This is a genomic window from Streptomyces mobaraensis, assembly GCF_020099395.1.
Lineage (GTDB): Bacteria > Actinomycetota > Actinomycetes > Streptomycetales > Streptomycetaceae > Streptomyces.
The window spans coordinates 2,856,278-2,869,656 of the sequence record NZ_CP083590.1 but is presented as its reverse complement, the minus strand read 5'-3'; the positions used below and the strand labels follow the sequence as shown (position 1 = coordinate 2,869,656).

14 protein-coding genes are annotated in these 13,379 nt (G+C 73.3%); 7 read left to right on the top strand and 7 right to left on the bottom strand.

Annotation, left to right across the window (positions count from 1 at the left end; genetic code table 11):
* The first annotated feature begins 3 nt into the window (after nucleotides 1-3).
* Nucleotides 4-492, top strand: a complete 489-nt coding sequence (locus tag K7I03_RS12115) for a hypothetical protein (RefSeq protein WP_185941910.1) — start codon at nucleotides 4-6, stop codon at nucleotides 490-492.
* A gap of 194 nt (nucleotides 493-686) precedes the next feature.
* On the top strand, nucleotides 687-1,304 hold the full coding sequence (locus tag K7I03_RS12110; RefSeq protein ID WP_185941909.1) for a PH domain-containing protein: 618 nt from the start codon (nucleotides 687-689) through the stop codon (nucleotides 1,302-1,304).
* On the opposite strand, the gene K7I03_RS12105 is transcribed toward K7I03_RS12110, so the two are convergent.
* Nucleotides 1,289-2,491, bottom strand: coding sequence for a hypothetical protein (locus tag K7I03_RS12105; RefSeq protein WP_185941908.1), 1,203 nt, complete (start codon nucleotides 2,489-2,491; stop codon nucleotides 1,289-1,291). The two genes, K7I03_RS12110 and K7I03_RS12105, sit on opposite strands and share 16 nt — an antisense overlap.
* A 288-nt stretch (nucleotides 2,492-2,779) precedes the next feature.
* Between K7I03_RS12105 and K7I03_RS12100 the strand changes: the two genes are divergently transcribed.
* From K7I03_RS12100 to K7I03_RS12090, 3 genes are all read left to right on the top strand, one after another.
* Nucleotides 2,780-3,313 (top strand): DUF6879 family protein, encoded by a 534-nt coding sequence (locus K7I03_RS12100; RefSeq protein WP_185941907.1) that lies wholly within the window; start codon nucleotides 2,780-2,782, stop codon nucleotides 3,311-3,313.
* Nucleotides 3,314-3,346: 33 nt separating this feature from the next.
* Nucleotides 3,347-4,573: a helix-turn-helix domain-containing protein gene (locus K7I03_RS12095; protein ID WP_185941906.1), complete on the top strand. Its 1,227-nt coding sequence runs from the start codon at nucleotides 3,347-3,349 to the stop codon at nucleotides 4,571-4,573.
* Between the two features lie 160 nt (nucleotides 4,574-4,733).
* Nucleotides 4,734-5,129 (top strand): DUF6415 family natural product biosynthesis protein, encoded by a 396-nt coding sequence (locus tag K7I03_RS12090; RefSeq protein WP_185941905.1) that lies wholly within the window; start codon nucleotides 4,734-4,736, stop codon nucleotides 5,127-5,129.
* A gap of 53 nt (nucleotides 5,130-5,182) precedes the next feature.
* Here K7I03_RS12090 and K7I03_RS12085 read toward each other — a convergent pair whose 3' ends face one another.
* The 6 genes from K7I03_RS12085 to K7I03_RS12060 all read right to left on the bottom strand — a co-directional run bounded on the left by K7I03_RS12085 (nucleotide 5,183) and on the right by K7I03_RS12060 (nucleotide 10,619).
* Nucleotides 5,183-5,596: a PIN domain-containing protein gene (locus tag K7I03_RS12085; protein WP_185941904.1), complete on the bottom strand. Its 414-nt coding sequence runs from the start codon at nucleotides 5,594-5,596 to the stop codon at nucleotides 5,183-5,185.
* The gene (locus K7I03_RS12080; protein ID WP_185941903.1) at nucleotides 5,578-5,862 is read right to left on the bottom strand and encodes a hypothetical protein; all 285 of its coding nucleotides are present in this window, start codon (nucleotides 5,860-5,862) and stop codon (nucleotides 5,578-5,580) included. The genes K7I03_RS12085 and K7I03_RS12080 overlap by 19 nt, the downstream gene beginning before the upstream one ends.
* A 69-nt stretch (nucleotides 5,863-5,931) precedes the next feature.
* Entirely contained in the window at nucleotides 5,932-6,789 is an 858-nt protein-coding gene (locus K7I03_RS12075; RefSeq protein ID WP_185941902.1) for a LolA-like protein, read from the bottom strand.
* Nucleotides 6,790-6,947: 158 nt separating this feature from the next.
* Entirely contained in the window at nucleotides 6,948-8,639 is a 1,692-nt protein-coding gene (locus K7I03_RS12070; RefSeq protein ID WP_185941901.1) for a phospho-sugar mutase, read from the bottom strand.
* Between the two features lie 491 nt (nucleotides 8,640-9,130).
* Nucleotides 9,131-9,952 carry a purine-nucleoside phosphorylase gene (locus K7I03_RS12065; RefSeq protein WP_185941900.1) on the bottom strand — a complete coding sequence of 274 codons (822 nt, stop codon included), beginning with the start codon at nucleotides 9,950-9,952 and terminating at the stop codon, nucleotides 9,131-9,133.
* Nucleotides 9,953-10,181: 229 nt separating this feature from the next.
* Entirely contained in the window at nucleotides 10,182-10,619 is a 438-nt protein-coding gene (locus K7I03_RS12060; protein WP_004943863.1) for a gamma-glutamylcyclotransferase, read from the bottom strand.
* A gap of 146 nt (nucleotides 10,620-10,765) precedes the next feature.
* On the opposite strand from K7I03_RS12060, the gene K7I03_RS12055 reads away from it, so the two are divergent.
* Together K7I03_RS12055 and K7I03_RS12050 are read left to right on the top strand one after the other, a co-directional pair.
* Nucleotides 10,766-12,187, top strand: a complete 1,422-nt coding sequence (locus K7I03_RS12055; RefSeq protein WP_185941899.1) for an NAD(P)H-quinone dehydrogenase — start codon at nucleotides 10,766-10,768, stop codon at nucleotides 12,185-12,187.
* Between the two features lie 179 nt (nucleotides 12,188-12,366).
* Complete coding sequence (locus K7I03_RS12050; protein WP_238513586.1) at nucleotides 12,367-13,371, top strand: DeoR/GlpR family DNA-binding transcription regulator; 1,005 nt, start codon at nucleotides 12,367-12,369, stop codon at nucleotides 13,369-13,371.
* Nucleotides 13,372-13,379: the final 8 nt, after the last annotated feature.

Here is a 13,379-nt window from a genome sequence, read left to right as displayed (position 1 = left end):
CGCATGTCCCGACGCCGTAACACCCTGCGCATCACCCTCGCCTCCGCCGCCGTCGCGGGGGTCGTGCTCGCCCCGGTCTCCTCCGCCTTCGCGGCGTCCCACACCCCTGCCGCCGCGTCGGCGAAGCCCTCGGTGGCCCGGGCCGCCAAGGCGCACAAGGACTTTCCGCCCGTTCCGTCGGGCAAGTGCGTGTACAAGAAGTCCCTGAGCATCGGCGCGGGCGCGTCCGCCGACCTGTACAACACCACCGGCGGCCCCCAGGTCTTCCTCATGACCACCGACGAGCGCGGCCGTCCCGAGGTCTTCGGACACCTGGACCGCAAGCACCCGTCGCTGCCCAAGAACGCGGGCATCATCGCCAAGATCGTCAATGCCGGCAGTGCGCAGCCGAAGTTCGTGTTCCAGACCCAGGGCGGCCCCGGCAGCCACCCGGAGACGGTTCTGTTCCGGAAGCTGCCCAAGGGCTGCGTCGCGGTGCACCACGTCAAGTAACACCCCGCTTCACCCCCTATCACCCCAGCAGCACCCCGGCACCGGGGCGGGCCGTCGTCACCAGCGGCCCGCCCCGGTGCCGTCGTTTCCCCTTCACACGGCGTTCCCGTTCATGCGCGTTCTCGCTGGTACGGGCGGTACGGCGTTGCCGTACTGCAACGTCCGGGAGGCCCGCGGTCCGGCAGAATCGGGCCATGACGAGTTCACCAGATGCGCCGGAGTTCGCCGAGCGCCGCTACCGCTCGGCCGCCGGCATCGCGAGCGGCGTCCTGCTGCTGGCGCTGGCCGCCTGGCTGGGCGGCGACGCGATCGTGCGGGGCAGCGGCAGGACGCCCTGGCTGGCGCTGTCGGGGCTGCTGTTCCTGGTGCCGCTGGTCATCGCGTTCACCGTGCGCCCCGCGGTCTGGGCCTCCGAGGACCGCCTCCTCGTCCGCAATCCCTTCCGGACGATCACCCTGCCGTGGTCCCGTGTCGCCGCCGTCCGCGCCGGATACTCCAGCGAGGTGCTGACCGAGACCGCGAAGTACCAGCTCTGGGCCATCCCCGTCTCCCTCCGCCAGCGCAAGCGGGCCGCCGGCCGCCAGCAGCGCGCGGCGGCGGAGGGCATCAGCGACCGGGTCACCGTCCGCCCTTCCGACACCCCGGACCGCTCCCCCTCCGACCAGGCCATCGAGGACCTGCGCGAACTCGCCGAGCGCTGCGCGCGACGGGAGGGCGCGCAGGGGGAGACGTCGGTGCGGTGGGCGTATGAGCTGATCGTGCCGTCGTTGGTGGGGCTGGTGTTGTGCGCGGTGCTTTACGCGGTGATCTGACCGCGCTGATCCGGTCGTTCCACCGCCGGGAGGGTGACGGCCTCTTCCCGGCAGTCGCGGCAGAGCGCACCGGGGTGGGCGGCGCGGATAGCGCGCTCGCAGCCGTCGCAGGTCCGGAGGGGGAGCGGCTTCGGCGCGGCCCGCTCCGGCGGCGAGGGCCGGAGCGGCCCGTCGGGCAGCGCGGGCGGCAGCCCCCGGACGAGCCGGTGCCGCAGCAGCCGTACGGGCCGGGCGATCCGGCCGACGGGCAGGTCGGCGGTCAGCGCCCGGACGACGTGGACGGGCCCGACGCCCCGGTCCAGCCAGGCCCGCACGGCGGGCGTGAGTTCACGGACGTCGTCGGCGGAGAGCAGCAGGCGGGGGTCGTACCGGCGGAGGACGGCGAGGACGTCGGCGGCGGGCTGGTCGGCGGGTGCGTCGGCGGTCGGCAGCGGAGTGGGCGCGGTCCGGGGGCACGTGTCCGGCCGCCTGCCCGGCCGGTCGGCGGAGGACTCACCGCCGTCCGGTCCGCCGGCCTCCCGCTCGGCGCGATCGGCGGGCGCGTGGCCGGGAGCGCCGCCGGGAGCCGGGACGGTTTCACCGGGCCGTCCGTCAGGCAGCGCCCGCACCCACGCGCCGCCGACGCCCGCCTCGCCGCTCCGGCCTCGTCCACCCTGTCCACCCCGTCCACTGGACACCGGCCTTCGGGTGCCTGGCGACACGCCCCCGGCATCCGGCCGTTCCACGTCCGGCGCGGACGGGAACGGGGCGGGCGGCCGTCGCCCGATCACACCCGCCGTCCCCATCGACCCCACCGCGCGCCCCGGGCCAGGCCGCCGCAACTCCCGCGCCGCCGCCCGTGGATGCTCGTTCCACCGCGTGACGGTGACGACCTGCCCGCCCTCCGTCCGGACGCGCCGCCGCTCCAGATACCCGACGGCCTCCAGTTCGCGCAGGCCGCGCCCGATGACCACTTCGCCCTCGCGGAAGCGGCGGGCGAGGTCCTTGATGCCCACGTGAACGCCGTCGGGGAGGGACTGCACGTACACCCCGATCCCGATCGCGACCAGCGACAACTCGCGGTGCTGCGGGAGGTGGTTGCCGACGACGGTGAAGTGACTCGTGTGCCGGTGCCGCAGGTGGATCACTCCACCGTGCGAACGCCCGGCGCGCGCGGAAGCCCGCGCGCTAGACTGCGCCTCAGTCATGGGGAAGGTATCGCTTCCTCGGTGATCAGGCCCTCGCCCGGGATGCCCGTCCCGGCGGGGGCCGTCTGTGTTTGTGGGGTGGTTCGCCGCGACCGTACCGCGCCGCTCGTCGCACGATCCACCGCGTCACCCGATGGTGTGACGGGGAGGGTTTGGTTGGGTATGGCTTTCCCAACTTCCTTTTCCTCCAAGGGTCCGGGCGCGCCGGGAGGCGGTCCGCCGGATCCCGGTTCTCCGGATGCGGCGGGGCGTCAGCGAGCCGCACCCCAAGCCCATGGAAGGCGATGAATGACCGTGCCGGAGTTCGTCCCGCAGCAGCGGATCAGTGAGTTCATCAACGACGGCTTCGAGCACACGGCTTGGCGCCTGGAAACGCGCACTGGCTACGTCTCCGATCAGGTCGTGCCGTCCTACGCGGAGTTCCTCCGCACCGGTGACACGGCAGGGGAAGTGGGCCACCCGTGGTTCGACAACGTCCGCCGTATGACCGGATCGGGAAAGCGCTTCGAGCGCGTTCGTCTGGTCGATAAACCGCCCACGGTGAACCAGCGTTACCTTCTGGCCTGCGCCCGGACCAACGTCGCGGCGGGTGAGGACATCCGCTACTTGTGGCGCGACGACGCCGACCGGCACGGCCTGAATCTCTCCGACTTCTGGCTGTTCGACTCGCGGACACTCGCCCGGTTCCCATTCGACGGCGAACGCACGGTGGGCATGGAGCTGATCACGGATCCCGTGGAAGTGCTGCGTGCCTGCCAGGTCCGTGACGCGGCATGGCACTACGCGGTGAGGTACGGCGAGTTCAGGGCCGCGATGCCGTGAGCACAGCGCTCCGCGAGGGCGTAGCGTCGGAGCATGGTCGCGAACGAGCACCTGGGTGATCGTCTGGGGAAGCTGCGGCGCACGGCCGGGCTGACGCAGGAGGGGCTGGCGGGACGGGCGGGGGTGTCGGTCGACGTCCTGCGCAAGCTGGAGCAGCGGCGCAAGCACTCGGCCCGGCTCCCCACGCTGCATGCCTTGGCGAGGGGACTCGGCGTGGAGCTCACCGCCTTGCTGGGGGACCCGCCGGGGGTTCCCTCCACCGGGCAGGCCGAGCCGCCCCGGCTCGTGGCGCTGCGGCGGGCGATCGCGCCTCCTCTCTTCGCGCCGCCGCCCGAGCCGGACGGGCCGGAGGCCCTTACGTTTCCGTTGCTCCGCGCCACGCTCGAAGAGGCGTGGACGCTGTACCACGCCGCCGCATTCGAACCGCTGATGGCGGCGCTGCCGGGGATCATCGCGGACAACCGCCTGGCCGCCGCGGTGGGCGACGACGCCCAACGTGCCGTCGGGCAAGCCGGCCTGGCGAAGGCGTTGCAGCTCGGCGGGCATCTGTCGATCCGTTTCGGCAAGACGGACCTCGCGCTGTCCGCACTGGAACGGGCGGTCACGGCCGCCGAGGCGTCGGGGGATCCGCTGCTTCCCGCGATGGTCTGCAACTCCGTGGCCTGGGCTTACCAGCGTCAGAACCGGCTGGACGACGCGCTGGGCCTGGCCGTGCACGCCGCCGACGGCGTCGAGCGCGACCGGGCGCGCGGCACGGAGGGCGTACGCGTCTGGGGCGGTCTGCTGATGTCCGCCGCCACCAGCTCCGCCCGCTCCGGCGACTACGACACGGCCGACGAGATGATGCGCACCGCCGAGCAGGCGGCTGGCCGTCTGGCCGCTCTGCCGCCGGCGCCCAACGGCAAGCTGGTCAGCGTGTTCAGCCGGTCGTCCGTGCGCATCGAACGCGTCCGCCTCGCGGTGCAGCACGGCCGCCCGCAGGAAGCACTCCGTCTCGCCCGGCGGATGCGGCTGAGCGCCGACATCCCGCCGTCCTGGCGCACTTGGCTGCTCCTCGATCTGGCCCGCGCCCACGCGGACCTCGGCGACGCGGCGGAAGCGGTCCGCGCCCTGGAGAAGCTGCACCGCACGGCCCCGGGCTGGATGCGGCACCACACGCTCGCCGTCGCCATCGTCGTCGACCTGCTGTCCGGCCCGGCCCGGCCACCGGGGCTGCGCAGGCTGGCCACGCTCCTCGGGGTGGACGAGCGGGGGCGGTGAAGCGCCGGAAAGTGGGACGTTGCGTCCCTGTGGCCGCACAGCCCGTCACGGCAGGCTTGCCGCGAAGGAAGCGGCGGCGCGGGAAAACGGAACGAGCCGCCACTATGAACGGCGCACGGACCGACGGCGCGCCGCCCACAGACGGAAGCAGGCGATCACCATGCCCCCAGCCGAGGAGCCGAGCAGCCATGACCGCGACGCGCATCCACCCGTGATGACGCTGATGACCGGCGACATCGAGCCCATCGACCTCGTCTCCGTCCGGGCCACCGTCCGCCGCGCCCTCCAGGTGCGCGCCCGTCCGCCTCGGGCGGTGGAAGTGCGGGAGATCACCGGGGCGTTGCGGGGGCATGTGCGGCGCATGCTGTGCGTTGCGCGGAGTCGGGTGGAGGGGATCGAGCGGGGGACGGTGGCGTGGATCCAGTGGACCGCGTTGATCCACCGGGCTCAGGATGACCTGGACCGCGTCGCCGGGAGCGGCAGCGCCGCGGCGGCGGTGTACATGGACGACCTCGGGCGGACCTGCCGGCGGCTCGCCGACTGCCTCGACGAGTGAGGCGCCGACCGAAGGCCGGACCTCGTACCCCACCGGCGCGGCAACCGGCCGGTTCACATCGCGACGAGCCGGATCCGGTCTCCGCACAGCTTGGTCATGTCGTCGACGTCCGAGGTCAGCATCACGACCGGTCGCCGCTGCCGGAGGGCCGTCTCGGCCACGGCCGCGTCGATGGCGTACTTGTGGCCGTGCAGACCGGCGGCCATCAGCAGTGCCGAGGCGGCCTTCGCCTCCTCGTCGCCCACGGCGACCACCCGTAGGCCGGACAGCAGCCATCGCAGCCGGGCCTTGTCGGTGCGGGCGTGGACGGTCTCGATGATGGTGAGGGCGCAGATCACCACCTCCATGCCCCGCCGCCGGGCCTCCGTGACCAGGGCGACCACGTGCTCGTCATCGCCCAGCAGCTTGGACAGGCCCTCGCTGTCCAGGACGAGGGTCCCTTCATGGGTCAGCTTGCGGCGGGCCACTGCTCCTCCTCGGCGAACACCTCGTCGAAGACATGCCGCGCCCGCTCCCGCGCCTGTTCCGAAACCGGGCCCAGGCGCTGTTCGTAGTCGGCCAGGTACTCGTCCAGGATCCGGCCGCGCAGCTCACGCTCGACCGCTGCCGTGATGAACGCGGAGAACTCGCCCTTGCCCGCCCGCGCGCGGATCGCCTCCGCCGTCCCCTCCGGCAACGACAGACTCACCCGCGTCGCCGGGCCCTCACCGATGCCGTATGTCTCCTCGGTCATGCGGTCATGGTGTCAAACGAGTAGGAAAGCAACAAGGCGCACAGGCCGGCACGCGGACGCGGGCGGGGTTCAGCCCGCCAGCGGGCCGCCGATCGTGGACGGGTCGACGGCGGGTGCCCCCGGCGGGACGGTGGGGGCGTGGACCGGTTTGCCGAGGTCCGAGAGGGTGAGCAGGGTCGACACCTCGCCGCCGGTGCCCGCGGACATGCCGAAGCGGGTCCGGACGACGCGGCCTTGGCGGTCGACCCAGACGTCCGCGCGGGGCAGGAGGTAGCGCCGCATGTCCCCCCAGTGGGACGCGAGCTTCGTGCGCTGTGCCGTGACCATGCGGTGGGTGAGCGTCTTGAGGTCCGGCTCGGCGCGGTAGTGCGTCGTGGGCGTGCCGTTCACCTTCTCCTCGCCCACCTTCCGGGCGGACGGCAGCATCGCCACCTGGCGGAGGACGTGCGTCGGGTCGTTCATGGGCGCGCGGAAGAGGTAGTGCACCTCTGCCCTGTCCCGGCGCGTGGACCGCCAGGACGTCTTGCCGGTGGGCTCCTGCGGCATCCGGAAGTACACCGTGCGGCCCGCGAAGACCTCGTCGAGCGGGACGGGCGGCCTGCCGTCGCTCCGCAGCCGCACCCGCAGGTCGCCCTTGCCGCCGGCCAGGTCGAGGGCGCCCCGGATGGTGAGGCCCGCTCTCGTCGTGCCGTCACTCATGTCGATCCGCTCGTCGACCCGCGCGGTCGTGCGCGCCGTCGCGGCCGCCGCGGCGCGGACCGCCGCGCCGTCGTCCGCCGGGCGCGGGGCGGGGGCGGTCCGGGACGGCGACGCGGCCGCGGCCGGTTTCCCCTTGCCCTCGTTCCTCTCCCCGCCGCCGCTTCCGCCTCCGCCGCAGGCGGTGCAGAGCATGATCAAGCCGACGAGCGTCACCGTGGAACGCCGCATCACTTACCCCCCAATAGTTGGCAGGGCACCCCCGAGCCCCGTGAATCGAACGTTCACTCTAGCGGCGGCGGCCGCAGGAAGGCTGCGGATTTCCACGGCGGAGGCCCCGCCCCCGGTCTTCCCGGGGGCGGGGCCTCACAAGGCGCTGACCGGCGGCGTCAGATGCCCGCCGCCTCCGCCAGGTCCTTCTTGACCGACGCGAGGACGTCCGCCGCGCGGCGCCGCGCATCCGTCAGGTCCGCCGTGGAGCCGACCGGGACGACGACCTCCAGGTAGCACTTGAGCTTGGGCTCCGTGCCGCTCGGACGGACGATCACCCGGGCGGCCGAGACGGTGCCCTCGGCGTCACCCGAAAGGTGGTACCGCAGGCCGTCGGTCGGGGGCAGGGCCTCGGAGCCCTCGGCCAGGTCCTCCGCCGACGCGACCGCGAGACCGGCCAGGGCCGTCGGCGGCTGCTCGCGCAGGCGGCGCATGGCGGCGGCGATCAGGGACAGGTCCTGGACGCGGACCGACAGCTGGTCCGTGGCGTGCAGGCCGTGCTCGACGGCCAGGTCGTCGAGGAGGTCGGTCAGGGACCGGCCCTGCTCCTTGAGCCCGGCGGCCAGCTCGGCGACCAGCAGGGCGGCGGTGATGCCGTCCTTGTCCCGGACGCCCGCCGGGTCCACGCAGTAGCCCAGCGCCTCCTCGTAGGCGTAGCGCAGGCCGTCGACGCGGGCCAGCCACTTGAAGCCGGTGAGGGTCTCGGTGTAGTCGACGCCGGCGCTCGCCGCGGCGATGCGGGAGAGCAGCGACGAGGAGACGATCGTCGTCGCGAACGTGCCGGTCGCGTCCTTCCGGCCCAGGTGGGCGGCGAGCAGCGCGCCGACCTCGTCGCCGCGCAGCATCCGCCAGCCCGCGTCGGCGGACGGGTCGGGGACGGCGACGGCGCAGCGGTCGGCGTCCGGGTCGTTGGCGATGACGATGTCCGGCGCCTCGCCCCGGCCGGCCGCGGCGCGGGCCGTGGCGAACGCCAGGTCCATCGCGCCCGGCTCCTCCGGGTTGGGGAACGCGACCGTCGGGAAGTCCGGGTCCGGCTCGGCCTGCTCGGCGACGACGACCGGCGCCGGGAAGCCGGCGCGGGCGAAGGCGGCGGTCAGGACGGTCCGGCCGACGCCGTGCATGGGCGTGTAGACCACGCGCACGTCGCGGGCCGAGCCCTCGGTGAGGACGGCGTCGGTGCGCTCCAGGTACGCCTCGACGACCGCGTCGTCCAGCGTCTCCCAGCCCGACTCGGGGCGCGGAACGTCGTCCAGGCTCGCCACGGCGGCGATCTCGGCGGCGATGCCGGCGTCGGCCGGCGGCACGATCTGCGAACCGTCGCCCAGGTAGACCTTGTAGCCGTTGTCGCGCGGCGGGTTGTGGCTCGCGGTCACCTCGACGCCGGCCACGGCGCCCAGGTGGCGGATGGCGAAGGCCAGCACCGGGGTGGGCAGCGGACGCGGCAGCAGCGCCGCCTTCAGGCCCGCGCCGACCATGACGGCCGCGGTGTCGCGCGCGAAGTCCGCGCTCTTGTGACGGGCGTCGTAACCGATCACGACGGTGCCGTTGGCGTGGCCCTGCTTCTTGAGGTACGCGGCGAGGCCCGCGGCCGCCCGGATGACCACGGCGCGGTTCATCCGCATCGGGCCCGCGCCCAGCTCGCCGCGGAGGCCGGCGGTGCCGAACTGGAGGGTGCCGGCGAAGCGGGACGCCAGCTCGGGCAGGTTCTCGGCGTCGACGAGCGCGGCGAGCTCCGCGCGGGTCTCGGGGTCGGGGTCCTCGGCGAGCCAGGTCCGGGCTCGGGTGAGGAGGTCGTCTCGCTCCTGCTCCACGATGTTCCTCCGGGGGTTGTCTGAGTTGCGTGTGCGGGCCGCTGCGCGGTGCTGTTTCAGGGCGGTGCGGTGCGGGGTGCTGGGTGGTGCTGTGCCCCGGGGCGGGGCGTGCCGGGCGGGACGGTCGTGGACGGCCGCGGGGCGGCGGGGGCTGTTACGGGTGTTCCCCGAAACGCCGGGAAGATCGCCCGGGGCTGCCCGGAGCCGGCGGGAACTGGCCGTCGGGGCCTCGGTACGGGTCCGTTCGCCGCTTCGGCCTCCGGCGCGCTTTCGCCGTCCCGCCGCCGGGTGCGCCCGGGGCCGTACGGCCGCGTCCGGACGGACCGCCCGGGCCCGTACGGCTGCCCGGGCCCGTGGCGTCCGGGTCCGTGGCGTCCGGGCCCGTACGGCCGCCCGCGAGCGATACGACGCGCCGGAGGCGCGGGCCCGCCCACGGCGGCCCGCCGTGGGTGAATCCGCGCCTCCGGACGGCCGTCACGCGACGCGTCCCGTCACAGGCGGGGCAGCACCTGGGCCAGCAGCGAGCCCATGCGGGCGGCCGAGTCGCGGCCGGCCTGGAGCACCTCTTCGTGGTTGAGGGGCTCGCCGGTCATGCCTGCGGCCAGGTTGGTGACGAGGGAGATGCCGAGCACCTCGGCGCCCGCCTCGCGCGCCGCGATGGCTTCCAGGGTGGTGGACATGCCCACCAGGTCGGCGCCCAGCAGGCGCGCCATGCGGACCTCGGCCGGGGTCTCGTAGTGCGGGCCGGGGAACTGGGCGTAGACGCCCTCCTCCAGCGTCTCGTCGACCTCCTTGCACAGGGCGCGCAGGCGGGACGAGTACAGGTCCGTGAGGTCGACGAAGTTGGCGCCGACGATCGGCGAGGTCGCCGTGAGGTTCAGGTGGTCGCTGATCAGCACCGGCTGGCCGGGGCGCATGCCGTCGCGGAGACCGCCGCAGCCGTTCGTCAGGACGACGGTCTTGCAGCCGGCGGCGACGGACGTGCGGACGCCGTGGACGACGGCGGCGACGCCGCGGCCCTCGTAGTAGTGCGTGCGGCCGAGGAAGACCAGCGCGCGCTTGTCGTTGATCTTGTACGAGCGCACGGTGCCCGCGTGGCCGGCGACGGCGGCGGCGGAGAAGCCGGGGAGCTCGGTGACCGGGAACTCGGTCTCGGGCGCGCCGAGCGCCTCGGTCGCGGGAACCCAGCCGGAGCCCATGACCAGGGCGACGTCGTGGGTCTCGGCGCCCGTGAGCTCGCGCAGTCGGGCGGCGGCGGCGTCGGCCGCGGCGTACGGGTCGGCCTGGATGTCCGGAGTAACTGATGCGTTCACGCGGACGAGGGTAACCGGTCGGCGCCTACGCGCGTAGATGTCGCAGGTTACGGTCTTGCGACTGTTGCTTTGTCGCTTCTCACGAAGTGGGCCGGGGTGGCCTGCGGGGGTGCCCCTGTCCCTCCCCCAGAGGGGGCACCCCCACTTTCGCCGTTTCTCGCGGGGGCAAGCCCCCGCACCCCCGGAGCGCGCTCCGCGCGCTGTCCTCAAACGCCGGACGGGCTGAAAGTCAGCACGGGCGCTTCCTGATTTCCATCACATAGTCGTGCGGCGCCCCCGCCGACTCCGCCGCGTCCGCGATCTCGCCCAGGTAGCGGGCGGAGGGCAGGCCGCCCTCGTAGCCGTTGAGGACGTAGATCCAGGCGGTCTCGTCACCCTCCAGGGTGTGCACCCGGACCCGCATCCGCCGGTAGATGCCGAGGCCGACGCCCTCCCAGCGGTCCATCGACTCCTCGTCCATCGGGGCGATGTCGTAGAGGGCGACGAAGACCTGCGACCGCGGCTCCTCCACCACGGTGGCCAAGGCGCCCTCCCAGCCCATCTGCTCCCCGCCGAAGGTCAGGCGCCAGTCGGCGAGCCAGCCCGTGCCGCGCAGCGGCGAGTGGGGGGCGCGGCGCGTCATCAGCCGCGCGTCGAGGTTGCCGGCGTACGCGGCGTAGAGCGACATGGTTCTGAGGGTACGGGAGTGAGGCGGGACCGCATTTGGGATGGCAGTCTCGTAGGGACCGCCCGCTTCCGGTTCCGGCGCCGCATCCGGCGGGCGCCGGAACCACCGGAGGCCCCGGAAGGAGTCGCTTTGATGGGTGCGGGACAATGGAGTACGTGACTCGGATCGTGATCATCGGTGGCGGACCCGGCGGCTATGAGGCGGCGCTCGTCGCCGCGCAGCTCGGTGCGGAGGTGACCGTCGTCGACTGCGACGGTCTGGGCGGGGCGTCGGTGCTGACCGACTGCGTGCCCTCGAAGACGCTCATAGCGACGGCGGAGGTGAGGACCTCCTTCGACTCGTCGTACGAGGAGCTGGGCATCACCGTCGAGGACGGCGCCCACATCGGGGTGGACCTGGGGAAGGTCAACCGCCGGGTGAAGCGGCTGGCGCTGGCCCAGTCGCACGACATCACCGCCTCCGTGACCCGGGCCGGCGGCCGGGTGCTGCGCGGCCGGGGCCGGCTGGACCCGGTGCGGGAGGCCGACGGTACCCGCCGGGTGATCGTGCGGACGGGCGACGGCGAGGAGACGCTGCTCGCGGACGCCGTCCTGATCGCCACCGGCGCGCACCCCCGGGAGATCCCGGACGCGCTGCCGGACGGCGAGCGGATCCTCAACTGGACCCAGGTCTACGACCTGGAGGAGCTGCCCGAGGAGCTCATCGTGGTGGGCTCGGGCGTCACCGGCGCCGAGTTCGCCGGCGCGTACCAGGCGCTGGGCTCGGAGGTCACCCTGGTCTCCTCGCGCGACCGGGTGCTGCCGGGCGAGGACCCCGATGCCGCCGCCGTGCTGGAGGACGTCTTCCGCCGCCGCGGCATGAACGTCATGGCGCGCTCGCGGGCGCAGGCCGCCAAGCGGGTGGGCGGCCGGGTGGAGGTCACCCTGGCCGACGGACGCGTCATCAGCGGTACGCACTGCCTGATGGCCGTCGGTTCGATCCCCAACACCGCCGGCATGGGCCTGGAGGAATCCGGCGTCCGGCTGACGGAGTCGGGCCACATCCGGACGGACAAGGTCTCGCGCACCAGCGCTCCGGGCGTCTACGCGGCCGGCGACTGCACCGGTGTGCTGGCGCTCGCCTCCGTCGCCGCCATGCAGGGCCGGATCGCGATGTACCACTTCCTGGGCGACGCGGTGGCGCCGCTCAATCTCAAGGCTGTATCCGCGAACGTATTTACGGATCCCGAGATTGCTACGGTCGGGTATTCGCAGGCGGACGTCGACAAGGGCCTGATTGACGCCCGGGTCGTCAAGTTGCCGCTGCTGCGCAATCCCCGCGCGAAGATGCAGGGAATCCGGGACGGATTCGTCAAGCTGTTCTGCCGTCCGGGGACCGGGATCGTGGTCGGCGGCGTGGTCGTCGCGCCGCGGGCCAGCGAGCTGATTCATCCGATCTCGATCGCGGTCGACAACAATCTGACCGTGGAACAGATCGCGAACGCGTTCACCGTGTACCCGTCCCTGTCCGGGTCTGTCGCGGAAGTGGCGCGTCAGCTGCACACGCGGAAGGCCCAGCGGGAAGGCTGAGGCCCACCGGGGTTCCGGGGGACCGGAGGGGGTGGCTCTCCTTCCGGTTCCCTATACCACTTCTTGGGGTGCTCGGCGAACAACTTCCGTTAGTTGGTGCAACCTGCTGAAAGCAGATGGTCGTTGGCGTTACTGTCGGTTTCGTGTTCGCTGCAGAACGTCGTCAATTGATCCTCGAAATGGTGCGCGCCAACGGAGCGGTATCGCTGCGTGAGCTCGCCCGCGTCGTCCAGACCTCCGAAGTGACCGTACGGCGGGACGTACGGGCGCTCGAAGCCGAAGGGCTGCTCGACCGCCGGCACGGCGGTGCGGTGCTGCCGGGCGGTTTCACCAGGGAGTCCGGCTTCCCGCAGAAATCCCATCTAGCGACCGCGGAGAAGACGGCCATCGCCGATCTCGCGGCGAGCTTCGTCGAGGAGGGCGAGGCCGTCGTCGTCGGCGCCGGTACCACCACGCAGGAGCTGGCCCGCCGGCTCGCGCGGGTGCCGGGGCTCACCGTGGTGACCAACTCCCTGCTCGTCGCCCAGGCGCTCGCCCACGCCAACCGGGTCGAGGTCGTGATGACCGGTGGCACCCTGCGCGGCTCCAACTACGCGCTGGTCGGCAGCGGCGCAGAGCAGTCCCTCCAGGGGCTGCGGGTCTCCCGGGCGTTCCTCTCCGGGAGCGGTCTGACCGCCGAACGCGGCCTGTCCACCTCCAACATGCTCTCCGCCAGCGTCGACCGGGCCCTGGTGCAGGCGGCGGCCGAGGTCGTGGTCCTCGCGGACCACAGCAAGCTCGGCACCGACACCATGTTCCAGACCGTCCCGACGGACGTGATCACCAGACTCGTGACCGACGAGCCGCCGCCGCACGACGAGCGGGCGGCGACGGAGCTCCAGGCGCTCGCCGACCAGGGGGTGCACATCTCCGTCGCGGGCCACGGCGCGCAGCCGGGCCCCCACGGCGAGCCGGGCCCACCCGCCCGCCGCCGGGAGGCGCCGCCCCTGCCCGGGCAGCGGCGGGCCCACCCGCTGGGCGGCGAGGGCGGCCGGCACGGTGCCCACGGCGGCCCGCACGGCCAGCCCTACCCGGGGCCCGCACAGGGCGGACCGCCGGGGATGCAGGCGCAGCTCCGGGGTGCCGGGCCGCTGGGCGAGCAGCCGTCGGCCCGCGTCGCGGACCTGGCGCCGCGACGGCGTTGAGCACCGCA